The organism is Bacillus sp. VT 712 (genome assembly GCF_001614195.1).
Taxonomy (GTDB): Bacteria; Bacillota; Bacilli; order Bacillales; family Bacillaceae_H; genus Priestia; species Priestia flexa.
The window spans coordinates 18,806-44,160 of the sequence record NZ_LWBK01000002.1; the positions used below are offsets into that span (position 1 = coordinate 18,806).

Here is a 25,355-nt window from a genome sequence, read left to right on the forward strand (position 1 = left end):
TCAGAGTATTTACTAGGTTCATTATGGTAATCGTTGCACAAAATTTGAAAATAAAAAACGATGCACTTGATCCGCGGAATAGCGCTTATGTAGTTGATTAATTAAATTGTGATAATCTTTAAACTTACCCAGCCCTACTACCGTTTGATCAATACCATCAAAGTCTGAGCCAAATCCAACTGAATACTCTCCTCCTCTGCTACATATATAATCAAGGTGTCTTAACACATCATCCACGGTTGCTTCTTTTTTATCCGTTAGAAACTGTGGGACAAAGGTAATACCAATAACACTCTTTTTTTTCAATAACGCATCAATTTGGTCATCGCGTAAATTCCTCGGGTTGGAACATAAGGAATACACGTTTGAATGAGTCGCAACTACGAAATCTGATTCTTCTATTACATCCCAAAAACCTCGCACTGATAAGTGAGAAACATCTGTCCAGACTTTATAATGATTATTTTCCCTTACAATTTCTTTACCAAGGCTAGACAAGCCGGCTCCACGTGGTTCTAGAATACCATCACACGCCGCGTTCGCATAGTTCCATGTCAGGCCTACTGACCTAACCCCTAAAGCAAATAACGTCTGTAAACGGACGAGATGAACGCCGATGGCATCACATCCCTCTAAGCTCAACATTGCGCCTATTTCACTCTTACCTAAGCGCAAAACATCTTCCTGTGATTGAATCCATTTCACATTCGGAAGACTAATAATATGTTTTTTAAAGAGGTGTACCATTTCAAGAGCTACGTCAAACTGCTGCTCGGCTTGAACAGCTTCTGGTACAAAGATAGCAAATACTTGTACTTTACCACCCACTTGCTTCATTCCATCAATTGTTGTATGAAGGTTTGGGCTATCCTGTACAGATAGATGCTGATTCCACCATAGCTTGGCTAATACATCACAATGTGCATCGAAAATCATTTTCCCTACTCCTTTCAATCTATTATCTGCAAAAAAGACCTGCTAGGTCATACCTAGCAGGTCCCGTCCATTTTATGATTAACGAGGTTCAACAATGAGTTTAATCGCTGTCCGCTCTTCCCCGTCAATTTGAATATCGGTAAAAGCAGGAATACAGATTAAGTCGACACCGCTTGGCGCTACAAAACCTCGAGCTATCGCTACTGCTTTTACTGCCTGATTTAGTGCACCAGCGCCAATCGCCTGAATTTCAGCTGCACCGCGTTCGCGCAATACTCCTGCTAAAGCACCAGCAACTGAATTCGGGTTAGACTTCGCCGAAACCTTTAAAATTTCCATATCTAACTCCTCCTTATTCTTTACAATGTATGATGAGAGATCATTAGACCAATGACTTAATTGATTTCAATGATACTATATTCACGAAATAGTAAACGTATTCCTGCTTGTTTTCTCTAATTGTTCAAAAACTTGTCATTTGTACAGATTCGCTAATCTCTGTTCTTTTTCGCTCAGTAAAACGACAAAAAAAGCGGTATGTCTCCAAAGAAACATACCGCTCTTTCATCTCACTTATTCAAAAAAAGGATGATCGTCATTAATTAAAATTCGGTCAATTTTTTTAGCTTGACCTGTTTTTTCATCAAGGTCAATAATAACTCCACTCAGCTGCGTTCGGCCTTCCTTAGGAACTTCAAAGCGAACCGGAAGCGATGTTAAAAAGCGCTTCATCACTGCTTCTCGCTCCATACCTAAGATACCATCGTAAGGACCTGTCATTCCCACATCTGAAATATACGCAGTACCTTGCGGCAAGATACGATTATCAGCTGTTTGAACATGAGTATGAGTACCCACTACAGCACTTACGCGACCATCTACATACCAGCCAATTGCCTGCTTCTCACTTGTCGTTTCAGCATGAAAATCAATAAAAATAATTGGCGTACGTTGCTTTGCTTGTGCAATCAACTCATCAATCTTTTTAAACGGGCAATCAAGAGGGGCCATAAACGTTCGCCCTTGTAAGTTAATAACAGCTACTTCATATTGATTGTAGGTTACATATGTAATTCCTTTTCCTGGCGTTCCCTCTGGGAAATTAGCTGGACGCACTAAGTTCTTAGCATCATCAATAAAATCAAAAATTTCACGCTTATCCCATGCGTGGTTACCAAGCGTTACTACGTTTGCACCAGCTTGTAAAAATGCTCGATAAATTTTTTCTGTAATTCCTTTTCCAGACGCCGCATTTTCACCATTTACAATCGTTAAGCCTGGGGCGTATTTTCTTTTTAAGCGTGGTAAATATTCTTCTACCATATCTCGACCTGGAGAACCGACAACGTCTCCAACAAATAAAATTCTCATCTTTTAGCTCCTTATTTCTGACTCAAAAAAATAAAGTGGCAATAGCCACTTTATTTTACTTATTTCGCGTATTCAACAGCTCGTGTTTCTCGAATTACTGTTACCTTAATATGACCAGGATAATCTAGTTCATCTTCTATGCGTTTGCGAATATCGCGCGCTAAGCGATGCGCTTCTAAATCACCAATCGTATCTGGTTTAACCATAATGCGGACTTCACGTCCTGCTTGAATAGCAAATGATTTTTCAACACCCTCATAAGACTCAGAGATTTCTTCAAGCTTTTCTAAGCGACGAATGTAGTTTTCTAACGTTTCACTTCTAGCACCCGGTCTTGCAGCTGATAAAGCATCGGCCGCAGCAACTAGAACAGCAATAATTGACGTCGGTTCCGTGTCACCATGATGTGAAGCAATTGCGTTAATAACAACAGGATGCTCTTTATATTTCGTAGCTAGCTCAACGCCAATTTCAACGTGGCTTCCTTCTACCTCGTGGTCGATTGCTTTTCCAATATCGTGAAGTAAACCTGCACGCTTCGCAAGCGTAGCGTCTTCACCAAGTTCAGAAGCCATCAATCCAGCTAAATGAGCAACTTCCATCGAATGTTTTAAGACGTTTTGACCATAGCTCGTTCTGAATTTCAAACGGCCCAATATCTTCATTAAGTCTGGATGCAAGCCATGAACTCCAACTTCAAACGTTGTTTGTTCACCAACCTCACGAATATACTCATCTACTTCACGACGAGATTTTTCAACCATCTCTTCAATTCGAGCTGGGTGAATACGTCCATCCTGAACAAGTTTGTCCAAGGCGATACGTGCCGTTTCACGGCGGATAGGGTCAAAACCTGATAAAATAACTGCTTCTGGTGTATCATCAATAATAAGATCAATACCTGTTAATGTTTCTAATGTACGAATGTTTCGACCTTCTCGACCAATGATTCGACCTTTCATCTCATCGTTTGGTAAGTTAACAACTGAAACCGTTGTTTCAGCTACGTGATCCGCTGCACAACGTTGAATCGCAAGCGAAAGAATTTCTTTAGCCTTTTTATCGGCTTCTTCTTTGGCACGATTTTCTGTTTCTTTCACCATCATCGCAACATCATGGGAAAGTTCATTTTCAACACGATCTAAAATAATCGCTCGTGCATCGTCTCTCGTTAAGCCTGAAATGCGTTCTAATTCCGCTTGACCAGCCTTGACTAATTCTTCAACTTTGCTTTCCATCTCTTCAATATGCTGTTGTTTAACGGTAAGAGAATTATCTTTCTTTTCAAGTGCCGCTTCACGTTTATCAAGTGACTCGTCTTTTCGATCAAGATTTTCCTCTTTTTGCATTAATCGATTTTCTTGTTTTTGAAGTTCTGCTCGACGATCACGAATATCTAATTCTGCCTCTGTACGAAGCTGATGGATTTCATCTTTCGCTTCTAATAAAGCTTCCTTTTTCAAAGCTTCCGCCTCACGGGTTGCATCATCGATAATTTGTTCTGCGTTTGACTTTGCTCCCGCAACCTTAGCTTCAGCAATCGATTTACAAACAAAAAAGCCAACAACTGCACCGACGATTAGGCCAAGCAAAGCGAAGATGATTGTAATTATATCCATCATTTCACCTCCCCTTGCTATAAACTTGTAAGTTTTTAATTTCATGTCGGCATGTATATCGCCTTCACCTTTCAATATACACACAAAGGCTTTTAAACGCTAAAATGTTTTAAAAAGGGAAAATATACATCTTAATTGTAAGTCTGTCCATTTTTATTGTCAAGCCTATGAAAATGCTATGTCACGAAAATCCTTGCCCCTGCTATCACTATGATTAACATTTTTTTCAAAAAAAAGACCCTTTTTTAAAAAAGAGTCTTTTTTAAGCAAAAGAAGTGTTATTAAATTTTCAATTCATCTTGAGCATCGTCTTCAGGCATTTGCTCTGCCGCTTCGTCTAATCCATGATATTCACGAACTTGGCCAGCAATTTCTTGACGAATATCAACATTTTCTTTTAGGAACTGCTTCGCATTCTCACGGCCTTGACCTAAACGTTCTTCGTTATAAGAATACCAAGCTCCACTTTTTTGTACGATATCTAAATCAGAAGCAATATCTAAAATTTCTCCTTCTTTTGAGATTCCTTCTCCGTACATAATATCCACTTCAGCTGCGCGGAATGGTGGTGCTACTTTGTTTTTGACAACTTTAATTCTTGTCTTGTTTCCTACAATATCGTTACCTTGCTTCAACTGCTCAGCACGACGAACTTCAAGGCGCACTGAAGAATAGAACTTAAGCGCACGTCCACCTGGCGTTGTTTCAGGGTTACCAAACATAACGCCAACTTTTTCACGAATTTGGTTAATGAAAACAGCAATTGTTTTCGACTTATTAATAGCACCTGATAGCTTACGAAGTGCTTGAGACATTAAACGAGCTTGTAAACCAACGTGAGAATCTCCCATTTCACCTTCAATTTCAGCCTTAGGCACAAGGGCTGCAACAGAGTCAATAACCAGAATGTCAACTGCTCCACTACGAACTAACGCTTCAGCAATTTCAAGTGCTTGTTCACCTGTATCAGGCTGTGATAAAAGAAGCTCGTCAATATCGACACCCAACTTTTGTGCATACACCGGGTCTAACGCATGCTCAGCATCGATAAACGCTGCTTGTCCACCCTGCTGCTGTACTTCTGCAATTGCATGAAGCGCAACTGTTGTTTTACCAGAGCTTTCTGGACCATAAACTTCAATAATACGTCCGCGTGGATACCCACCTACACCAAGCGCAACATCTAACGCTAGAGAACCACTAGACACAGTTGAAATTTTACGTTCCGTTTGTTCTCCTAATTTCATAATTGAACCTTTACCGAATTGCTTTTCAATTTGTTTTAGAGCCATATCAAGGGCTGCTTGACGATCGTTCACTCGATTTCCTCCTCTATACTTGCTTGCTTTGTTTTATAATTTAAGATTACTACGTTGTAGTAGCAATGACATTTTAATTAACTTTCTATACATAACTATACTCGCTTTTGAGTCATTTGACAAGCAAAAAAGCGAATAAATGTTCGATTTTTTTATTTTAACAGCCAAGACTATATTTTAAAAAAATAACTATTTTATGAAGGAAAAGTCCCTCCTTATTTACACAAGGAGGGACTACACCGCTTCAATATATTACTGTTTCAATAGTTGTAAAAGATAATAAATCCCATAATTCACAGTGCGTTTACGGATACCATCACGACTGCCTGTAAGCTTTAGCGAATACACGCGTGTTTTTTCATTTTTAAAAGCTATACCAATGTAAACTGTACCAACTTCTTTACCTTCTTGCTTAGACGGACCAGCGACGCCTGTAAAGCTAATACCAACATCAGAGCCTGTCAGCTTTTTCACACCAACAGCCATTTCTTCTGCGCATCTCTCGCTAACTGCCCCGTCTTGCTCTAGGGTTTCTTTTGCTACATGTAGCACATTGTGCTTTACCTCAGTGTGATAAGCAACAATGCTACCTTTTACAACATCTCCAGCTCCAGGAATGCTCGTTAGCGTCCCACTAAACAATCCGCCAGTTAAACTTTCAGCTGAAGCAACGGTCACTTCTTGCTCTCGCATTGTAGCAATGAGTTCAGCCTGTAGAGATGTCATATCGTATCCGTAGAAAAACTCCCCTACACGGCTCATAATCTGCTTTTCTACTTCATCAAGCATTCGATGAGCCTCAACCACATCTCCATGCTTAGCCGTTAAGCGAAGCGTTACTTCTCCATCAGCAGCTAACGGCGCAATGGTTGGGTTTGTTTGTGCATCTAATAAATCCTCAATATCTGTTTCTAACTGAGACTCTCCAATTCCAAAGAAACGTAAAACGCGAGATTCAATTTGCTCTTTCATATCTAGCTTTTCTGCTAAATATGCTTGTCCATACGATTCATACATAGGGTAAAGTTCCTTTGGTGGACCAGGAAATAACATGTAGTGAATACCACGCACCGTAATGCCCATTCCTGGTGCCATTCCATAATCGTTTGGCAGTATTGTTGCACCTTCAAGTACAATTGCTTGCTTCCTATTATTAGGCGTCATTGTCCGATTCGTTTTTTCGAAATACGCTTCGATACTTTCAAGCGCTTGCTGATCTATTACAAGTGAGACACCTAGTTCTGAAGCAATTGTTTCTTTTGTAAGGTCATCTTTGGTTGGTCCAAGCCCACCTGTAAACACAATCAAATCCGCACGTTTTTTGGCGGTCAAAATTGCTTCTTTCAATCGGCTTTCATTATCGCCAACTACCGTATGATAATATACGTTAATACCAAGCTCTGCAAACTTTTTAGATAGGTATTGCGCGTTTGTATTGGCAATTTGGCCTAGCAAAAGTTCTGAGCCTACTCCAATAATTTCCGCGTTCATGAAATCATCCCCATTATTTTGAATTAACAAATGCTTGCTTGTTTTTCGCAAAGTAATCCCATCCAGAAATTACTGTAAATACAACAGAAATCCATAGGGCAATTGCTGCAAATGGAAATGACACAAATTCAAAGGGTAAGTTATAAAGTAAAATAGCTGAAATAGCAATAATTTGTGTCCACGTTTTAATTTTACCTAGCATATTTGCAGCAACGACTTCACCTTCTCCAGCAAGAACTAAACGTAAGCCTGTTACTCCAAATTCGCGGCTAATAATAATAATTGCAGCCCAACCTGCACCGGCAATTAAGTCTAAGTCTACAATAGCAATCAAAGCTGCTGAAACCAATAGCTTATCTGCTAGCGGATCTAAAAATTTCCCAAGGTTTGTAACCATATTATACTTACGAGCGTAGTACCCGTCGATCCAGTCTGTTGTAGACGCAATAATAAATAACGCTGCCCCTAATAAATGAGCGATTGGCACGTCCATTCCAGCAGCGCTAACTTCACCAAAAGGTAACGGTGCCATCATTAAAATTAAAAAAAGCGGGATTAAAAAAATTCGAGAGATTGTAATCTTATTTGGTAAATTCACTATTGTTTCCTCCAATTACATACAAAAACGTAAGCCGTGCAAACTGTTGTCGGCACGACTTAACCATTTTTGATACTGCTAAGCTACTTATTGAGCTTTTTCCTGCTCATATTTAATCGTTACAACTTGTCTAACCTGTTGATTTGCATCAAACGGTAAAGAAACATCTTGTCCATTAATTTTCAATTGTACCCCTGGTGAGAATCCAATATTCACTCGAACTTCACTTTCTTTCGTGAAGTCAAACTCTTTTGTCTCACCATTTTTTAACATGGCATTATAAAATGAATTGCCCTTACCATTTTTTACATCTAACCATGTATCAGCTTGAGTAGACGACACTTCTAGCTTAAACTCATCTGTTCCAGATAGCTCATATGTTCCATTGCGGCCTGACTTTTGAACTTCTTTATAAGCTTGCTTTGTTTCTTCTTTTTCTTCATCTTTTTTCTCTTCATCTTCTTTAGCAGCTTTTTCTTTTTCTGCCTTTTCTTTTTCTATTGCTTCTTTTTCTGCCGCTTCTTTAGCAGCTTGATCTTCATTAGATGCTTGCTGCTCTTCAGATTGTTGTACTTCGTTATTCGTTTGTTCAGTATTTGCAGCCTGATCTTCTTGACGCCCGGATACAATATTTTGAGCAATCACCCAAATGATAATTCCGACTACCAGCACACCAGCAACTACTAAAATCGTCGGTAAATAATCTGCTGCTTTTGACGCTTTCGTATTTTGGGGAATTTCTTTTCGACTGCGAACACGAGATAACGGCTGTGGAATATCATCGGTTTGAGTCGTTGGAATATCCGTTTTGTACTGATCAAAAATGTCATCAGGATTCAATCCTACAGCTTCACAATACTGTTTGATAAACGCTCGCACATAAAATTTCCCTGGCATTACATCATAGTTGCCTTCTTCAATACCAATCAAATAGCGCTTTTGAATTTTTGTGTTTTTTTGTAAATCCTCTAGCGACATCCCTTTATTTTCTCGCTCTTGTCTTAACCTTTGCCCTAACTCTGTCAATATTAACACCTACCAATTATGCTAAAAATCAAACATGGATAATCCACCGTTTGGAAACATTTGCGAGCCTTCAATGACTTCATATGTAATCTCTTCATCTGGATCATTTCGTAATTCAATGATATATGCAAAGTCATCCAGCGTATATTCACTATTTTGTACAAATACATCGGGATGCTCAACAATCTTTGTCGCAGGCACATTCATAATTTCACGAACGAGCTGCCAGTGTTTCTCATTCGCCCTTCTTGTTGATACAATACCGTCAATGATAAAGATGTTATTAGAATTATACTCATCTTCAATTAGCTGACTGCGAATCGTTTGTTTTAAAAGCGTTGATGATACAAATAACCATCGCTTATTCGCACAAACACTAGCAGCAACAATCGACTCTGTTTTACCTACACGAGGCATTCCCCTGATACCAATTAACTTATGACCATCTTGCTTAAAAAGCTCTGCCATAAAGTCCACTAGCAGTCCAAGTTCATCTCGTACAAATCGAAATGTCTTTTTATCATCAGCATCTCGTTGAATGTAACGACCGTGACGAACAGCTAAACGATCTCGTAGCTTGGGAGGACGCATCTTTGTCACAACAATATTATCCATTGTTTTTAATATAGATTCAAGCCGCTCAATTTGCTCATGGGAATCACACCTTAGTAATAAACCACGCCTTTTGTCATCTACCCCATTAATTGTAACAATATTAATTGCCAACATTCCTAAAAGAGACGAAATGTCTCCCAATAAACCAGGTCGATTTTTCTGTATTTGATATTCTAAGTACCACTCAATTTTATTCACGAAACCCCTCCTCATCCCATTTGTTCCGTCTAAACCTAATCCAATAATAGAATGAACATATTAAAACGCTCATTCACAGCACAAAAATGCTTGAAGAACGATTAATAAATCACCTCAAACACTACTCGGAGAAGCTGTTATTAGATACGTAAAAAATGCGAGCCTATGAAATGGTACCCGCTGTTATCTTTCCCCTTTTTTCACATAATTTAAATATAAATGATTTTCATTAAATTATAAAGTGTAAAACCTATTTCTTATGTAAATGTTCTTATTGTAAGCGCTGTATTTTTTATCTTTGCTTATCATTGACTTATTTATAAATAAAAAAGAGTCGTTTCTCAAAAAACTTGAGCCGACTCCTTCTTTTGTTCATTTCATTAGCATGGTTATATTAATGAGCAGAACCATTGTTTTGAACAAGCTTCACCATCATATTAGCAATTGCATGTTGCTCTTCTTTTGAAGCAACGCTCCATAAATCTGCTAATACTTTTTCTTGTTCGTTTTTTGCGTCAACTTGGTTCGCTAAGTAGCCACCAATTTGATATGCTAAGTCATTGATTACGTCGTTGTTCATACCCTCGTCTTGAGCATGATGTAAGCGATCGCCTAAAAAGTTTTTCCAGTTATCCCAATTGTCTAATACTGACATGAGTAGCCCTCCTTAAGGTTTATTCATATCATAGTTTGTACACCTTCCTCTTTTTTATTCACGTTATTATGTATGCCAACCGCCATCTACTGATAAAATTTGCCCTGTCATATAAGAAGACTGATTAGACGTTAGATAAGCCACAACATCTGCAATTTCTGACGGCTTCCCAATCCGTCCCATGGGAATTTCTTGCTCCATCATTTCAACATCTTCTTCTGTATAATCGGCTAACATATTTGTTAAAATAGCTCCTGGTGCAATCCCATTTACTCGAACTCCACTTAACGCAACCTCTTTGGCCAATGCTTTGACAAAAGTATTCTGAGCGCCTTTCACCATTGAATACAACACTTCATAAGAAGCTCCTTCTAATCCCCAAATAGATGAGACAACGATAATATTCCCATTTTTCTTCTGAATCATTTTAGGAAGAACAAACTTGGTGATTCGATAAAGAGCCGTTACGCTTAAATAAACCATTTCTTCAATTTGGTTATCTGAAACATCAGTCATTAATCCTGATAAACTTTGACCGCTATTATAAATAAGTACGTCTATCGGAACAGAAAGAGTAGCTAAAAACCGATCTACGCCCTCTTTTGAAGATAAATCTCCTTGCACAACGATAATATTATTTGTGTAGAAGCGAAGTCGGCTAGCAATTTCGTTAACTGAAGCTTCGTTTTGGTGGTAATGCAGAACTACCCCATACCCTTCCTTTACCATTTTCTCCGCAATAGCACTGCCAATTCCGCCACTTGCTCCTGTAATTAGCGCATATTTCTCCATGTTGATTCTCCTTATATTATCCATTAAAAAAGCTGACTCAACGTCAGCTTTTCATATACTATCTTATCACTTATTTTGGTACAACCTCACATACAGTAAAGCTCTCCTCATGGATCATATCATCCATTACGTGCTTCACATCTGCAACTGTCAGTTTCTCAAGCGTATCTACAACATCAAATAAATTCATATCGTTAAACGCATAGCGAGTAAACTGATTGGCAATAAACTCTGGAGAATTTAAAGCTCGCAAAAATTCTCCAATTTTTTTCTTTCTTACTCGTTCTAATTCTTCTTCTTGCAAACCGTTGGATTTCACTTCAAGCAAAATTTCTTTAATGCGAGCATAAAATTTTTCCGGATTTTCTGTATCTCCACCAATTAACGCAAAACCAAAGCCATTTTCTTCAGTATAGTCGTATGAGAATGTCTCATCAATCAGTCCATTTTTATAAAGTTCCTCATAGTAAGAAGAGCTTTTTCCAAACGCAAGGTCAAGTACAATGTTCATTGCAAGCTCATGTCGAAGCATATCTTGCCCCGAACGTTCAGGCTTTCTTGTTTTTAAACCAACCATTGCTTTAGAGGCTTGAACAGGCATATTTAATACCTGCTTTTGTTCCGCTACTGTTTCTGGTTCTTTATCAAAATGACGAGTAATTTCAGGCATATCTTCATAATCTTTTTTAGCTTGATTTTCACGAATTTGAGTCATTACCTTTTCTGCATCAACGGGCCCTACCACAAATAATAACATATTACTCGGATGATAAAACGTTTCGTAGCACGTATAAAGCAAATCCTTTGTAATATGAGAAATGGACTCGATGGTACCAGCAATATCAATTTTCACAGGATGATTTTTATACATGTTTTGAATTGTTCCAAAGTACAAGCGCCAGTCCGGATTATCATCATACATCGTAATCTCTTGTCCAATAATTCCTTTTTCTTTCTCGACTGTCTTTTCAGAGAAATACGGTTCTTGAACAAAGTCTACAAGCGTCTCTAAATTTTGTTCAAAGTTAGACGTACAGCTAAATAAATATGCTGTTCGCGTAAATGATGTAAATGCATTGGCAGATGCCCCCTGCTTGCTAAATTGTTGGAATACATCACCATCTTCTTTTTCAAACAGCTTATGCTCTAGAAAATGCGCAATCCCATCAGGAACTTTAATCATTTTATCTTCCCCAAGCGGAACAAACTGATTGTCAACGGAACCATATTTTGTGGTAAACGTCGCAAACGTCTTGTTAAATTCAGGCTTTGGTAAAATATAAACTTCTAATCCATTGTCCATTTTTTCATGATAAAGCTGCTCTTTCAGCTGGGAAAATTCAATTTTCTCCATTGTTTTCACCGCCTTTTCCTGTTAAGAAATACACTGTATCCATCTGAATATTCTCAGCTACTTTCACAATTTCTTGTTTTGATACTGCATCAATTTGTTTGAGGTATTCATCAACGGAAATACTTTTCCCTGTTAATTCATTATGGTACATAACTTCAACCAGCCCTCGTGGTGTATCCACCGTTTCTAACAGTTGATTATGAATAACTGCTTTTGTTTGAGCGATTTCGCTATCGGTAAACGATCCATTTTTCATTTCTTCCATTTGTTCTTTAATAATGGTTACAGCCTGATCATAGTTTTTCGCATCGATTCCTGACATAACCATCAGAAGACCTTTATGACTTTCAACTCGCGATGCAGCATAGTAAGCTAAGCTTGCTTTTTCACGGACATTGATGAACAACTTTGAATGAGAAAAGCCGCCAAATATACCGTTAAACACTTGAAGAGCAAAGTACTGACGATCTCCGTATACAACGTTTGTACGGTAGCCAATGTTTAACTTCCCTTGCTTTACCTCTTGTTTTTCTACGACTTCATTTACATCGGTAATTTCTTTTTTCGTAATTGAACGTTTGATTTCTTTTGGTTGACGCTGCGGCAAATCAAACGCTTGCTCAACCGTGGTTTTTACTTCTTGTTCATGAAAATCGCCAATGACATAGAGATGAATGGCGTCTTCTTTTAATACATGTTGATAATACTCATAAAGCGTAGCTGCTGTAATCGACTCAATATCATCAATTCGACCATTAACATGTAGAGAGTACGGCTCTTCCTTACACATCTCTTCAACTAAGCGAAGGTTTGCATAGCGCATTTTATCGTCAAAGACTGCTTGAATACGTTGACGCAGAGAGCGCTTTTCTTTTTCCATTGCATCATTTAAGAAAGCTCCCTCCTCCGTTGCCGGCTTCAAGAGAATTTCACCAAGCAGCGTGAGTGCTTTTTGAAGAAGAGGAGTTGAATCTTTTAAATATTTTTCGTTCGCTATATCAATTCGAATGGTTATATCGTGGTTATCACCTTTTTTCGTCAAATCCACCTGCAAAGTTGCACCATAGAGTTCATCTAAATATGTACGCAGCTGTGTTGTCGTTGGAAAAGATTCTGTAGCACTTTGTAATACATAAGGTAAAAGAGCTCGCATCGTCACCGTTTTTTCATTCAATGGAGCATTTAATTTTAAAATAAACGTATTGGTTTTATACTTTGTAGTTGGAATTGTATGTAGCGTTAAGCCATTCAATTCGTGCTTTTGTTCAGTCAATAATTTCATAGAGATACCTCCTTATTAATAGTAAGTTTGCTAAAAACAACACAATACCTTTATTTTTAGTTTATTTTGCCGTTTTTAGTCTTACCTTCACTATATCCAATTAGAGGAAAGATTTTCAAGGAAACAACTTTCGTATAAGTCCTTCTTGAATAAAGAGTAAATAAGATAAGCAATTTGGCTTTTTTGCATAGGTGCAAAATAAATTATATTTCCAATTAACAGTTCACCTTGTATTTGTACATTCACTGTGACAGAAACACTTTCCTTTTTCCACAAACTACATCTGAACTAAGAGAGGCTGGAACATAACTAAATGACCTCTTCTCAAAAACGAATCATGATTTTTCTACAATAGTTAGTTTTTAAAAACAAGTTCGTTCCATTGCGTTGCAGACACTCGCTTTCCATGGGGCGGAATCCCAGCCTCTTTGCTGCGCTGCTGGGTCTCAGCTCTTCCTTTATCTCCCGCAGCAGTCGCGTGTCCTACGCTTCATTTCACTAGTTTTTTAATTGTTTTCCGCACTAACAAAAAATATCCAAACTATCGAAAGGAGTTAACTCGCGATAGTTCGGATAGATCATTAACTGAAATACGTATGTCCTAGCCTCAGAAAACCATTCTATTATCTTTTACCTTTTTCATAAGGCGTACCAAGTGCTTTCGGTGCCTCTGCTCGACCGACAAATCCAGCTAGCGCCAAAATTGTTAAGACGTAAGGAGCAATTGTTAAAATAACAGTTGGAATGTCTTGAATAACTGGAATCTGTGCTCCTGTAATACTTAGGGATTGTGCTAAGCCAAAGAAGAGAGCCGCTCCCATCGCACCAATTGGATGCCATTTTCCAAAGATCATGGCAGCAAGCGCTAAGAAGCCCTGTCCAGAAATGGTACCTGCTGAAAAATTTGTGGCGATTGATGTTGCATATACAGCACCACCGATACCTGCTAACACACCAGATAGCATAACGCCTACATATCTCATTCTGATAACTTTAATTCCCATTGTATCTGCAGCCATCGGATGTTCACCTACAGAACGAAGACGCAGCCCAAACGGCGTTTTGTAAATGATATACCATACAACAAAGGCTAACAAAATTGCTAAGTATGACGTCACTGGAACATTAGAGAAAAATAGCTTACCAATAACCGGGATATCAGATAGAACAGGAATGCTTGTTTTATCAATACGGAATTGAATAAAATCCGTTTGTCCTTTTCCAAAGATTTTCTTGATTAAAAAGATAGATAAACCTCCAGCTAAGAAGTTGAGCGCAACTCCGCTGACTACTTGATCTGCTTTAAGCGTAATACTTGCTACGGCATGAATAAGTGAAAAGATTGCACAAACCCCTGCTGCAATTAAAATTGAAACCCAAGGTGCCCATGCACCCAATGAATCTTGAAGAAGTAGTGTTGAAACAATTCCCGTAAATGCACCAAACATCATAAGACCTTCAAGACCAATATTTACAACACCAGACTTCTCACTGAACACTCCACCTAATGCTGTAAAAATAAGCGGTGCCGCAGAGTACAGCGCAGCTGGAATAATTATAATTAAAACGTCTAAGAAACTCATTGTGCTCCTCCTTTACTTAAACGACCAATAATCCAACGAATAAGGTAACTGGACGCCACGAAGAAAATGATAAGAGCGATAACAATCTCAATTAATTCCGACGGCACTCCCGCCATAAAGTTCATTTGTGGTGCTGCTGTTTGCAACCCTCCAAATAGGAAAGAAGCAAGTAAGATACCAATTGCACTATTGGCTCCTAAAAGAGCAACAGCAATTCCATCGAACCCTGTTCCAGTAAATGACGTAAAAGTATTCATATATTGGAATGTACCAAGGCCTTCCATTGCACCGGCTAATCCTGCAAATGCACCGGATACTGACATGGAAAGGATGATGTTGCGCGATACATTCATCCCTGCATATTTAGAAGCCTGCTGATTAAACCCAACGGCCCGAAGTTCAAAGCCTTTTGACGTTTTGTTCAATAGAAACCACATTACAAAAGCTGCTAAAAACGCGACAATAATCCCATAGTGTAAACGAGAATTGTTCGTTGCTTCAGCTAAAAATGAAGATGCCAATGAAGCTGACTCATGGATGTTGTACGATTTTTCATTTCCTGCATATAAAAACTCACGAATGATACTGCTGGTTGTATACAGTGCAATATAGTTCATCATAATAGAGACAATAACCTCATGAACATGAAAGCGTGCTTTTAAAAACCCAGGAATAAAGGCCCACAATGCACCAGCAACACCTGCTGCAAGGATTGCGAGTGGTATATGAATAACAGACGGAAGTTCAAAAGCGTAGCCTACCCAAACCGCTGCTAACCAGCCAACGAGTAGCTGACCTTCTACCCCAATATTAAATAAGCCTGTCTTATAGGCAAACGCCACGGCAATACCAGCTAAAGCAAGAGGCGTCATTGCACGAATCGTTTCACCTATAACTTTTGGACTACCCAACATACCGTTAAATAAAGAATCATACCCTTTTACCGCATCATAGCCTCCAAGAACCATGATAATTGCACCAGCAAGTAACCCTAAAATTGCCGAGATAACTGGAATTAGAATATGAATGGTTCGCTCATTTCTTAGCCATTTCATGATGTTTCACCTGCTTTCTCGCGCTTTCCGCCTGCCATTAATAACCCAAGCTCCTGCTCATTCGTCTCGTTTGGATTCACAATATCAACGATTTTACCTTCGTAGACAACAGCTATACGATCACTTAAATTCATAACTTCATCCAGTTCTAAAGATACAAGAAGAACCGCTCTTCCTTTATCACGCTCTTCGATTAATTTACGATGAATAAACTCAATTGCTCCCACATCCAATCCGCGTGTCGGCTGAGCTGCAATTAATAACTCCGGACTGCGGTCTACTTCACGAGCGATAATGGCTTTTTGCTGGTTACCTCCAGAAAGGGATCGAGCTTGCGTATACTCACTCGGTGTGCGAACATCATATTCTGCAATGAGTTCTTTCGCTTTTCTATAAATCTCTTTATAGTTCAAAATACCTCTTTTAGACATTGGTTCTTTGTAATACGTTTGAAGTGCGATATTTTCACCAATTGTGTAGTCCAAAACAAGGCCGTGCTTATGGCGGTCTTGAGGAATATGTCCTACACCTGATTCAGTAATTTTACGTGCTGATAGCTTTGTGAGGTCACTTTCATTTAGCTTAATAAAACCTGATTTGATTTTTGTAAGACCTGTGAGGGCTTCAATTAGTTCCGTTTGCCCATTACCATCTACTCCTGCAATTCCTACAATTTCACCCGCTCTGACAGTTAGCGATAGATCATTAACAGCTGCTACTCCGCGGGCATCTTCCACGACTAAGCCATCTATTGTTAACACAGCATCTTTTGGTTCTGCTGTTTTCTTTTCTGTTTTAAAATGCACTTCACGTCCAACCATTAAGGACGCCAATTCATCTGGATTGGTCTCAGAAACCGTCACTGTTCCAATCCCTACACCTTTGCGAATAATCGTACACCGATCACAAACTGCCATAATTTCTTTTAATTTATGAGTAATTAAAATAATGGATTTTCCTTCTTTAATTAAACGCTTCATAATTTCAATTAATTCTGTGATTTCTTGAGGTGTAAGAGCCGCTGTCGGCTCATCAAAGATTAAGATTTCTGCACCGCGATATAAGGTTTTTAAAATTTCGACACGTTGCTGCATACCAACTGAAATATCCTCAATTTTTGCATATGGATCAACAGAAAGCCCGTATTGATTTGATAATGCCTCAATCTCTTTAGCAGCTTTTGCAATGTTAATCTTTCCTGCTTTTGTAGGCTCATTTCCGAGGATAATATTTTCAGTAACCGTGAAATTTTGCACAAGCATAAAGTGCTGGTGAACCATTCCAATTCCTAGGTCATTTGCAATATTTGGATTCGTAATTTTAACAGCTTTTCCTTTGACCTTTATTTCACCTTTTTCAGGTTGATAAAGCCCAAAAAGAACGTTCATCAGCGTTGATTTCCCTGCACCATTTTCACCTAGTAAAGCATGGATTTCTCCTTTTTTCACTTGGAGTGTAATGTTATCATTCGCTATGATACCCGGAAACTCTTTACGAATATTTAGCATTTCAATTACATATTCCACTATGTTCACTCCCTATTTGTATCTAGAGTAAAGTCTATTACTTTGGATTTCTTATCCTCTTAAAGGCTATGAAAAAGGCTAGTGGTTCACTAGCCTTTTTCATATCTATCCTGTTGTGATATGAAGAATTATTTAAGAGTTTTCTCAAATTCTTTATATGCATCATCTGTTGCTGGTACTTTAATTTCGCCATCTAAGATTTTTTGCTTGTACTCTTCAACCGCGGTTTTTGACTCGTCTGTTACATTATCCATAGTTGGAGCAATACCAACCGCATCTTCTTGAAGTCCAAACACTACTTCTTCTCCACCAGGGAATTTTCCGTCTTTTGCTTGTTTTGCTACTTCTTCAACCGCAATATCCACACGTTTTACCATCGATGTTAGCGTTACGTTTTCTGGCATACCTTCTTGGTGTTGGTCACGGTCTACGCCAATTACCCAAACCTTTTCACCTTTTTTCGCACGGTTTTTCGCTTCAGTGAATACTCCGTTACCAGTACCACCTGCTGCGTGATATACAATGTCAGCACCTTGACTATACATTGTTGATGCAATCGCTGAACCTTTTTCTGGAGCGTTGAAGTCTTCCGCGTACTGAACAACTATCTCAGCGTCTGGGTTTACAGCTTTAACACCTGCTTTAAAGCCATTTTCAAACTTTTTAATTAACGGAGATTCTACTCCACCAACAAAGCCGATTTTATTGGTTGCTGTTTGTTTAGCTGCAACTACACCTACTAAGAATGAGCCTTGCTCTTCGTTAAATAGAATGCTTGCAACGTTATCTAAGTTTTCTGACTTTAATGTGTCATCAACTAGTGCAAAATGTGATTCTGGATATTGACCAGCTACTTTTTTAATGTCCTCTTTCAGTAAGAAACCGATACCGTACGTAAGGTTATAGCCTGCTTCAGCAAACGTTGATAAGTTACTTTGGTATTCAGCAGCTTCAGCCGATTGCAGATATTTATAACCTGTACCTTCTTCTAATTTATTTTCTTTCCCGAATTTTGTAAGACCTTCCCATGCTGATTGGTTAAATGATTTGTCATCAACTCCACCAGTATCTGTAACCATCCCTACTTTAAAATCAGAAGCCGCTTTTTCACCGCTTCCGCTTTCTGAGTCACTAGATCCACAGGCACTTAATAATGTACCTGCTGCTAACATAAGTGATAAAGCCATTCCATATTTACGTTTTGTCATTTTATTAACCCCCCAAATAGTGTAAAAGAATCGTAGTTCTACTTCACGTTCGTCGCGCTTGGTATTGAACACCTCCTTAAAAGAATCAGCGCACAATCATTACTAAAATTGCGAAAACTTAAAACCTATTAAACTCTTTTTCTTAATACTTGGAAACTAAATTTATCTGCTTTGAAATAGTTAATGGAATATAAAATCGGTTCATCATATTGGTCATAATGCATTTGTCGAAGTACAAGAAGTGCTGTCTCTGGACTGCATTGTAAAATGGGAGAAACTTTTTCATGGTACCCGATCGGCTCAATATGAGCTACTGCATATGAAATATGTTTGCCAGCCTGTTTTTCAAGAATTTCTAATAAAGACTCTTGCTTATATTCAAAATCTTCAGGTAGTATTGCTTGTGGAACTTTGTCCATGCAGTATACAACCGGCTCATTATTTGCAGTTCTCACACGCTCAACAAAAAGCATTTTTTCATCGATTTGACAGCCAAAACGCTCTATGTCATTTTCTGAAGCCACTTGCACATTTGACGATAAGAAAATGGTACCCGGCTTCATTCCAGCTTGTTCAATCATATGTGTTATACTATTTAATTGCTCAATACCTGAAAGAAACGTTGGCTTAGCATTAACAAACGTACCTACTCCATGTCTTCTGACAATGACGTTTTCTTCTTCTAATATGCGAAGTGCTTCACGCAGCGTCGCTCTGCTTACGCCTAACTGTTTTGACAAATCAAACTCTGATGGAAGTCTCTCTTTTTCTTTAAAAACTCCTCGTTCAATGTTTTGTTTAATGTTATCAATCACTTGTAAATACAAATGTCGATTATCCGCTCGAATAGACATCACACTTCCTCCATACCCTAAACTAGTCATCAGACCTCTGATGTTTGACTCTTTAATCGAAAATAATATATCATTTTTTTCGACATAAATAAATAGGTTATATTAATTTTATGTAAAAAATTTTAATATTTTTTAAAAAATATTGATTTTTTCTATTTGTTGCATGTAAGCATGTCTAACAACCTCATATTTCAATATTTATTTATTAAAGACAAACAAATAATTAATTTTTAAAAATAACATTCGTATTTTACCTAACAAAATATGATAACACATTTTTTTCTAATACCTTTTTATAAAAAAATAACAGCATTTATGACAAAAAAAGACGTAGGGCATATGCTCTACGTCTTCTCTAACCATTTAATTATGTTCCAACATCTTCGTTTTGTTGTGAAACAAGTACTGCTCGAGGTTTACTGCCTTCATAAGGTCCGACAACTCCACGTTCTTCCATTGCATCAATCAGGCGAGCTGCGCGATTATACCCAATTCTAAAGCGCCTTTGTAGCATTGAAACAGATGCTGTTTGCATTTCTGCTACAAGCTGAACTGCCTCATCATACAATTCATCCGCTACTTCTTCCACTTGTTCTGGCGCGTCTGTTGGAATCATTTCTTCCTGGTATTGCGCTTTTTGCTGAGCAATAACGAAATCAACCACTTCTTCAACTTCTTCATCAGATAGAAATGCTCCCTGTACACGTACTGGCTTAGAAGCTCCGACCGGCATAAACAGCATATCTCCACGGCCTAACAGCTTCTCGGCTCCTCCCATATCTAAAATGGTACGAGAATCGGTTTGAGAGGATACGCTAAACGCAATTCGAGACGGAATATTCGCTTTAATAACCCCTGTAATAACGTCAACAGACGGCCTTTGTGTTGCAATAATTAAATGAATTCCTGCTGCACGCGCCATCTGTGCTAAACGAGTAATCGAATCTTCAACGTCTGATGAAGCAACCATCATTAAGTCAGCTAACTCATCGACAATAACAACAATGTAAGGTAGTGTCGGTTGCTTAGCATCCGAGTCATCATTGTGGCGCTTCACAAGATCATTATAGCCTTCAATGTTTCTTGTACCACTGTGTGAAAAGAGCTCATAGCGGCGCTCCATTTCGCTTACAACTTTCTTTAAAGCTTGAGATGCTTTCTTTGGATCAGTAACAACGGGTGCCAGTAGATGTGGAATACCATTATACATATTAAGTTCCACCATTTTAGGGTCAATCATCATGAGCTTGACTTCATGGGGCTTCGTTCTCATTAAAATACTAATGATAATTCCGTTAATACAAACACTTTTACCGCTTCCTGTCGCTCCGGCAACAAGCATATGAGGCATTTTATTTAATTCCGCTAAGACAGCGTCGCCAGATATATCTCTTCCCAGCCCCACTAGCAGCTTTTTATCAGGATCCATTTTGTCTTTGGATTCCAAGACTTCACGAAGCGAAACCATTGCTACCTCTTCATTAGGGACTTCAATACCCACTGCTGATTTACCTGGAATAGGCGCTTCAATTCGAATATCTTTCGCAGCAAGAGCTAAAGCTAAGTCATCGCTTAAATTTACGATTTTACTTACTTTCACCCCAACATCCGGATATACTTCATATTTGGTAACAGCAGGTCCTAAGTGAACCTTGGCAACCGTGGCTTTTACACCAAAGCTTTGAAACGTTTTTTCTAGTTTTTCAGCATTTTTATAAATATTCTTCTTCTCTTTTGCTTGATTACTTTTCTTCGGCATTGTTAACAATCGGATAGGTGGAAGTTCATATTCCATGTTTTCAGCTTCCACAAATGAAATAACAGGCGCCTTTTCTTCTTGTTGAGCTGGGCTTTCTTTCTTTTCCACTGGTTGAACAGGCTTAACTGTTGGCTGTGGCTGAGGTTCTGGCTGAGCCTGAACAGACGCTGGAAGTGAATCAGCTTCTTCTTCATAATCAAAGTGCTCAATAATTGGAGGCTGCTTTGCAATGACAGGTGCTTCTACTTCCTGTTCATCACTCTCCTCCTCTTCTTCCACAGCTGGTTTACGCTTTTTCTTTCCTTTAGATGTTTGCTTCTTTTTAGAAGCCCAATTTGTAATATCTTCCCAACCCTCTTTTAATTCCGTGACTAAAAAGCGTACAATTGGCGTTAATACCTTTCGAAGCGTTTCGTGTAAAGAACGTCCTGTAATTAATAACACGCCAATCACAATTAAGAGGGAAGCAATGAGCTCAGTTCCTAAACTGTCAAATAAATAATAGAACATCGCAAACATAACGGCTCCAACCATTCCTCCACCTAAATCACTGCGATTTACTTCCCCAGTTGCTTCCAGCATGTATAAATCCCATGTATTTAAAATGACTGAAGGATCAGTAAAAGTACCATTCTTAGAAAGATTTTCAAATAGCGTGACGTGACTAAATAATAAAATTGCTAAAATAATTAAATATGTACCAACTAGTTGTCTTGTTATAAACGGTGGCAGTGCCCTTTTCCAAATAATATAGCCTGACAGCACAAGCAAACCGATTAGCATAAGCATGTACCACTCACCAATAAAAAGGCGAACAAGCAGCACAAGCGCCTGACCAACCGCACCAAGCCCTGCCATCGCAATTAATGTAATAGCTAATAATAATAAGCCTATGAGTTCAAATCGGACAATGCGTTTCCATTCTTCTTTCTTAAATTTTCCTCTTCGCTTTTTCTTTGCCATGTTCTCACTCCAATCAACGTCTTCCTATGTTGATTTTCTTATTCATATAAACTGAACAAAAAAGCAGCCATTACTCGGCTGCAACATACTCATTTATTATTATACCATATAGTTTTAGTAAAATTATACTCAAATCCTTACGACAGAATTTGACCAGGATAATATTTTTTGTCTAAATAATGCTGAGGGTCTGTGCTTAAAATACGGACAATTTGCTGTTGATTGTATTCGTTTTCTTCTACAAGCATGGAAATGCCATTATACTGCATCATTTTCTGTTTTGGAAGCTCGGCTTGTGTTGTATCGGGATAAATTAGCTCTTGGGGCATCATTGTATACAAAATCATTGCAATAACTGGTTCTCCTGTTGATGTTGACCCTTCTGTTCAATAAGCTCATTAAGCTTTTTAATAGCTTGACCTACCCCGCCAACTTCATCAATTAATCCGTATTCAACTGCATCGGCTCCCACAACATTTGTTCCAATGTCTCGTGTTAGATTACCTTTTGAAAACATAAGCTCTTTAAATTTTTCTTCGGTAATATTTGAATGATGCGTAACGAAATTGACTACCCGTTCCTGCATTTTATCTAAGTATTCAAATGTTTGAGGTACGCCAATAACTAAGCCCGTCAAACGGATTGGGTGTATTGTCATTGTAGCAGTGCCAGCAATAAAGGAATAATGAGTGGATACTGCAATTGGGACTCCAATTGAATGTCCTCCTCCAAGCACAATTGATACTGACGGTTTTGAAAGAGAAGCAATCATTTCAGCAATTGCTAAACCAGCTTCTACGTCTCCACCTACCGTATTTAAAATAATTAATAAACCCTCAATGTTAGGGTTTTGCTCAATCGCTACAATTTGTGGAATAACATGCTCGTATTTTGTCGTTTTATTTTGAGGCGGTAGCTGCATATGCCCTTCTACTTGCCCTACAATTGTTAAACAGTGAATCTTTGAATCCTGTGGCATCTGTGCAACGTTTGTTTGTCCTAGCTGCTGAATTTTATCCAAAATACCACCTTTAGTATTCTCTTCACCTTTTTCAGGTTGCTGTGGTGCTGTTTCTGAAGAATTCATTTCATTGGGTTCAAACATCATTTTGCTCCTTTCCAACAATAATATTGTTAGTATGAGCTTTTCTTTTTTATTAAATCCATCGCTTTTACAATTCATACTGTTTCTTAATAAAAAGAGTCCAAATGCTTCTTTTTCAAAGGCGAACTCTGACTGTTCTAAACGAGTTAGGTTGAAAGTACAAGTTTACTCCATTGCGCTGCAGCCACTCACTTTCCACTCTTTTTTAAACTTGTTTTCCTACTCACAAAAAAATCCGAGCTATTGAGAGTTAACTCTCAATAGCTCGGATATGTCATTAGCTTTTACCTTCCAGCCTCTTAACTCTTATATTTCCATGATAATTGGTAAAATCATCGGTTTACGTCTTGTTTTTTCATATAAAAACTGATTTAACGCTTCGCGCATTTTTAATTTTAAAGATGACCATTCAATCACTTTTTCTTCCATGCACTTTGCTAAAATCTCTTCAACCACTTTTCCTGCCTCTGTAAGTAGAGCTTCCGATTCTCTTACATATACAAACCCTCGAGAAATAATTTCCGGTCCTGCCACAACAGTACGCTGCTTTTTATTGATTGTAACCACCACTGTTAAAATTCCATCTTGTGATAGCAAGCGACGATCACGTAAGACAATATTACCAATGTCACCCACACCTAGTCCATCTATTAACGTATTTCCTGCATAGATACGTCCTGATGGCTGCATGCGACCGTCTTTATACTCAATTACCTCACCTTTATCAAGTACAAAAATTTCATCATCACCTAAGCCTATTTCCTTTGCAATTTTTTCATGTGATTTTTGCATACGATATTCGCCGTTTACAGGGATTAAGTATTTAGGATTCATTAAATTCAACATGAATTTTAGTTCTTCTTGACTGCCATGCCCAGAAGCGTGAACTTGCTTTTGGCTATGAACGACGTTTGCTCCTAAGCGACTAATAATGTCGATTACTTTTGCAAAGATTACTTCATGGCCCGGAATTGGTGTTGCAGCAATTAGCACCGTGTCGTCTTTTTTCACTTGAATAAATTTATGAGATTGTTTGGCCATGCGATGTAATGCTGCCATTGGCTCTCCTTGATGCCCTGTCGTTAGCACAACCGTTTCGTGCTCAGAAATATCGCGAAGCTTTTGCACAGGGACAATTAAATCTTCGGGTATTGATAAGTGTCCAAGTTCCACTGCGATTTCAATTGTTTTCATCATACTTTTTCCAACTACAACTAGCTTGCGATTGGTTTCATACACTGCCTGAATTACCTGCTGAATCCGCTGAATGTTTGAGCTATATGTCGCTACAATAATTCGTCCTTTTGTATGATGGAACAGCGAAGCAACCTCTTGACCAATTACAGCTTCAGATGTTGTATATCCAGGCTTTTCAGCATTGATACTATCAGATAGCAAGCACAATACTCCTTGCTCACCAATCATCGCCATTTTTCCAATATCAGGTTTTTTTGACAAACGATTTTGATCGAAAATAAAGTCTCCTGTATGTACGATTGCGCCATGTGAAGTATGCAAACAAATGCCTACTGAGTCAGGAATACTGTGGTTTGTTCGGAAAAATGAAACGCTTACGTTCTCAAACGAAAGACGTGTCGATGAACTGATAACGTTTAACAATGAGAAACTATTTAGTCCAACCTCTTTCATTCTTTCTTTTACTAACGCAAGGGTAAATTCCGTTCCATATACGGGCACTTCAATTTTTTTTGAAATAAATGGAATAGCACCAATTTGTTCTTCGTGACCATGCGTTAAGAAAATAGCTTTTACACGTTCCTTATTTTCAATTAAATACGAAATATCAGGAATCACCATATCAATTCCAAGCATATCCCCGCCTGGAACCTTTGCTCCTGCATCTAGTACATAGATATCGTCGTTCACCTCAACGATGTACATATTTTTACCGATTTCTCCTATACCACCCAAAGCTGAAATTTTAATATTTTCTGTCTTTTTATCCAATTCCGTTTCCTCCCAAAATCATAGACCCGTCCATAATCTCATTTGTCTTCATTATAACTGATGACAGAATTGGAATAC

General features: G+C 38.4%; 22 protein-coding genes. All 22 read right to left on the minus strand.

The genetic code is table 11. The features are described 5' to 3' along the window. Positions 1-21: 21 nt before the first annotated feature. Entirely contained in the window at positions 22-936 is a 915-nt protein-coding gene (locus tag A2U94_RS00820) for a dipeptidase (RefSeq protein WP_025908600.1), read from the minus strand. A gap of 78 nt (positions 937-1,014) precedes the next feature. After that, positions 1,015-1,275 carry a stage V sporulation protein SpoVS gene (spoVS, locus tag A2U94_RS00825; RefSeq protein ID WP_003181955.1) on the minus strand — a complete coding sequence of 87 codons (261 nt, stop codon included), beginning with the start codon at positions 1,273-1,275 and terminating at the stop codon, positions 1,015-1,017. A gap of 234 nt (positions 1,276-1,509) precedes the next feature. Then, a complete protein-coding gene (gene ymdB, locus A2U94_RS00830; RefSeq protein ID WP_025908599.1) occupies positions 1,510-2,307 on the minus strand; it encodes a 2',3'-cyclic-nucleotide 2'-phosphodiesterase in 798 nt (265 codons plus the stop codon). Positions 2,308-2,366: 59 nt separating this feature from the next. Continuing rightward, positions 2,367-3,929 (minus strand): ribonuclease Y, encoded by a 1,563-nt coding sequence (gene rny / locus A2U94_RS00835; RefSeq protein ID WP_163070847.1) that lies wholly within the window; start codon positions 3,927-3,929, stop codon positions 2,367-2,369. A gap of 278 nt (positions 3,930-4,207) precedes the next feature. Next, positions 4,208-5,245: a recombinase RecA gene (gene recA / locus A2U94_RS00840; RefSeq protein ID WP_025908597.1), complete on the minus strand. Its 1,038-nt coding sequence runs from the start codon at positions 5,243-5,245 to the stop codon at positions 4,208-4,210. Positions 5,246-5,497: 252 nt separating this feature from the next. Beyond that, positions 5,498-6,736, minus strand: coding sequence for a competence/damage-inducible protein A (locus A2U94_RS00845; protein WP_025908596.1), 1,239 nt, complete (start codon positions 6,734-6,736; stop codon positions 5,498-5,500). A 13-nt stretch (positions 6,737-6,749) separates the two neighbouring features. Next, on the minus strand, positions 6,750-7,334 hold the full coding sequence (pgsA, locus tag A2U94_RS00850) for a CDP-diacylglycerol--glycerol-3-phosphate 3-phosphatidyltransferase (RefSeq protein ID WP_025908595.1): 585 nt from the start codon (positions 7,332-7,334) through the stop codon (positions 6,750-6,752). A gap of 87 nt (positions 7,335-7,421) precedes the next feature. Then, entirely contained in the window at positions 7,422-8,369 is a 948-nt protein-coding gene (locus tag A2U94_RS00855) for a helix-turn-helix domain-containing protein (protein WP_225002363.1), read from the minus strand. Between the two features lie 12 nt (positions 8,370-8,381). Next, positions 8,382-9,173, minus strand: coding sequence for a DUF3388 domain-containing protein (locus A2U94_RS00860; RefSeq protein ID WP_035320247.1), 792 nt, complete (start codon positions 9,171-9,173; stop codon positions 8,382-8,384). 394 nt (positions 9,174-9,567) lie between these two features. Continuing rightward, positions 9,568-9,828, minus strand: a complete 261-nt coding sequence (locus tag A2U94_RS00865) for a DUF3243 domain-containing protein (protein ID WP_025908592.1) — start codon at positions 9,826-9,828, stop codon at positions 9,568-9,570. A gap of 66 nt (positions 9,829-9,894) precedes the next feature. Beyond that, entirely contained in the window at positions 9,895-10,620 is a 726-nt protein-coding gene (ymfI, locus tag A2U94_RS00870; protein WP_025908591.1) for an elongation factor P 5-aminopentanone reductase, read from the minus strand. Between the two features lie 70 nt (positions 10,621-10,690). Beyond that, on the minus strand, positions 10,691-11,974 hold the full coding sequence (gene yfmH / locus A2U94_RS00875; protein WP_025908590.1) for an EF-P 5-aminopentanol modification-associated protein YfmH: 1,284 nt from the start codon (positions 11,972-11,974) through the stop codon (positions 10,691-10,693). Beyond that, on the minus strand, positions 11,961-13,256 hold the full coding sequence (yfmF, locus tag A2U94_RS00880) for an EF-P 5-aminopentanol modification-associated protein YfmF (protein ID WP_025908589.1): 1,296 nt from the start codon (positions 13,254-13,256) through the stop codon (positions 11,961-11,963). Before yfmF ends, yfmH begins: the two co-directional genes overlap by 14 nt. A gap of 623 nt (positions 13,257-13,879) precedes the next feature. After that, entirely contained in the window at positions 13,880-14,839 is a 960-nt protein-coding gene (locus A2U94_RS00885; RefSeq protein ID WP_025908588.1) for an ABC transporter permease, read from the minus strand. Then, on the minus strand, positions 14,836-15,897 hold the full coding sequence (locus A2U94_RS00890) for an ABC transporter permease (protein ID WP_025908587.1): 1,062 nt from the start codon (positions 15,895-15,897) through the stop codon (positions 14,836-14,838). Before A2U94_RS00890 ends, A2U94_RS00885 begins: the two co-directional genes overlap by 4 nt. Then, positions 15,891-17,420, minus strand: coding sequence for an ABC transporter ATP-binding protein (locus A2U94_RS00895; protein ID WP_025908586.1), 1,530 nt, complete (start codon positions 17,418-17,420; stop codon positions 15,891-15,893). Before A2U94_RS00895 ends, A2U94_RS00890 begins: the two co-directional genes overlap by 7 nt. 128 nt (positions 17,421-17,548) lie before the next feature. Beyond that, positions 17,549-18,628, minus strand: coding sequence for a BMP family lipoprotein (locus A2U94_RS00900; RefSeq protein ID WP_025908585.1), 1,080 nt, complete (start codon positions 18,626-18,628; stop codon positions 17,549-17,551). A 128-nt stretch (positions 18,629-18,756) separates the two neighbouring features. Further along, a complete protein-coding gene (locus A2U94_RS00905) occupies positions 18,757-19,482 on the minus strand; it encodes a GntR family transcriptional regulator (RefSeq protein ID WP_025908584.1) in 726 nt (241 codons plus the stop codon). A 367-nt stretch (positions 19,483-19,849) separates the two neighbouring features. Beyond that, positions 19,850-22,204, minus strand: a complete 2,355-nt coding sequence (locus A2U94_RS00910; RefSeq protein ID WP_025908583.1) for an FtsK/SpoIIIE family DNA translocase — start codon at positions 22,202-22,204, stop codon at positions 19,850-19,852. 137 nt (positions 22,205-22,341) lie between these two features. Continuing rightward, positions 22,342-22,551, minus strand: a complete 210-nt coding sequence (locus A2U94_RS00915; protein ID WP_025908582.1) for a YlzJ-like family protein — start codon at positions 22,549-22,551, stop codon at positions 22,342-22,344. After that, positions 22,548-23,291, minus strand: a complete 744-nt coding sequence (locus A2U94_RS00920; RefSeq protein ID WP_174521202.1) for a ClpP family protease — start codon at positions 23,289-23,291, stop codon at positions 22,548-22,550. The genes A2U94_RS00915 and A2U94_RS00920 overlap by 4 nt, the downstream gene beginning before the upstream one ends. A 324-nt stretch (positions 23,292-23,615) precedes the next feature. Further along, entirely contained in the window at positions 23,616-25,277 is a 1,662-nt protein-coding gene (locus tag A2U94_RS00925) for a ribonuclease J (protein WP_025908580.1), read from the minus strand. Positions 25,278-25,355 lie beyond the last annotated feature (78 nt).

Coding starts and splice junctions, on each gene's coding strand:
- A2U94_RS00820 (WP_025908600.1), bottom strand. CDS start 936: ATGATTTTCGATGCACATTGTGATGTATTAGCCAAGCTATGGTGGAAT.
- spoVS (WP_003181955.1), bottom strand. CDS start 1,275: ATGGAAATTTTAAAGGTTTCGGCGAAGTCTAACCCGAATTCAGTTGCT.
- ymdB (WP_025908599.1), bottom strand. CDS start 2,307: ATGAGAATTTTATTTGTTGGAGACGTTGTCGGTTCTCCAGGTCGAGAT.
- rny (WP_163070847.1), bottom strand. CDS start 3,929: ATGATGGATATAATTACAATCATCTTCGCTTTGCTTGGCCTAATCGTC.
- A2U94_RS00845 (WP_025908596.1), bottom strand. CDS start 6,736: ATGAACGCGGAAATTATTGGAGTAGGCTCAGAACTTTTGCTAGGCCAA.
- A2U94_RS00865 (WP_025908592.1), bottom strand. CDS start 9,828: ATGTCAGTATTAGACAATTGGGATAACTGGAAAAACTTTTTAGGCGAT.
- ymfI (WP_025908591.1), bottom strand. CDS start 10,620: ATGGAGAAATATGCGCTAATTACAGGAGCAAGTGGCGGAATTGGCAGT.
- yfmH (WP_025908590.1), bottom strand. CDS start 11,974: ATGGAGAAAATTGAATTTTCCCAGCTGAAAGAGCAGCTTTATCATGAA.
- yfmF (WP_025908589.1), bottom strand. CDS start 13,256: ATGAAATTATTGACTGAACAAAAGCACGAATTGAATGGCTTAACGCTA.
- A2U94_RS00885 (WP_025908588.1), bottom strand. CDS start 14,839: ATGAGTTTCTTAGACGTTTTAATTATAATTATTCCAGCTGCGCTGTAC.
- A2U94_RS00900 (WP_025908585.1), bottom strand. CDS start 18,628: ATGACAAAACGTAAATATGGAATGGCTTTATCACTTATGTTAGCAGCA.
- A2U94_RS00905 (WP_025908584.1), bottom strand. CDS start 19,482: ATGTCTATTCGAGCGGATAATCGACATTTGTATTTACAAGTGATTGAT.
- A2U94_RS00910 (WP_025908583.1), bottom strand. CDS start 22,204: ATGGCAAAGAAAAAGCGAAGAGGAAAATTTAAGAAAGAAGAATGGAAA.
- A2U94_RS00915 (WP_025908582.1), bottom strand. CDS start 22,551: ATGATTTTGTATACAATGATGCCCCAAGAGCTAATTTATCCCGATACA.
- A2U94_RS00920 (WP_174521202.1), bottom strand. CDS start 23,291: ATGAATTCTTCAGAAACAGCACCACAGCAACCTGAAAAAGGTGAAGAG.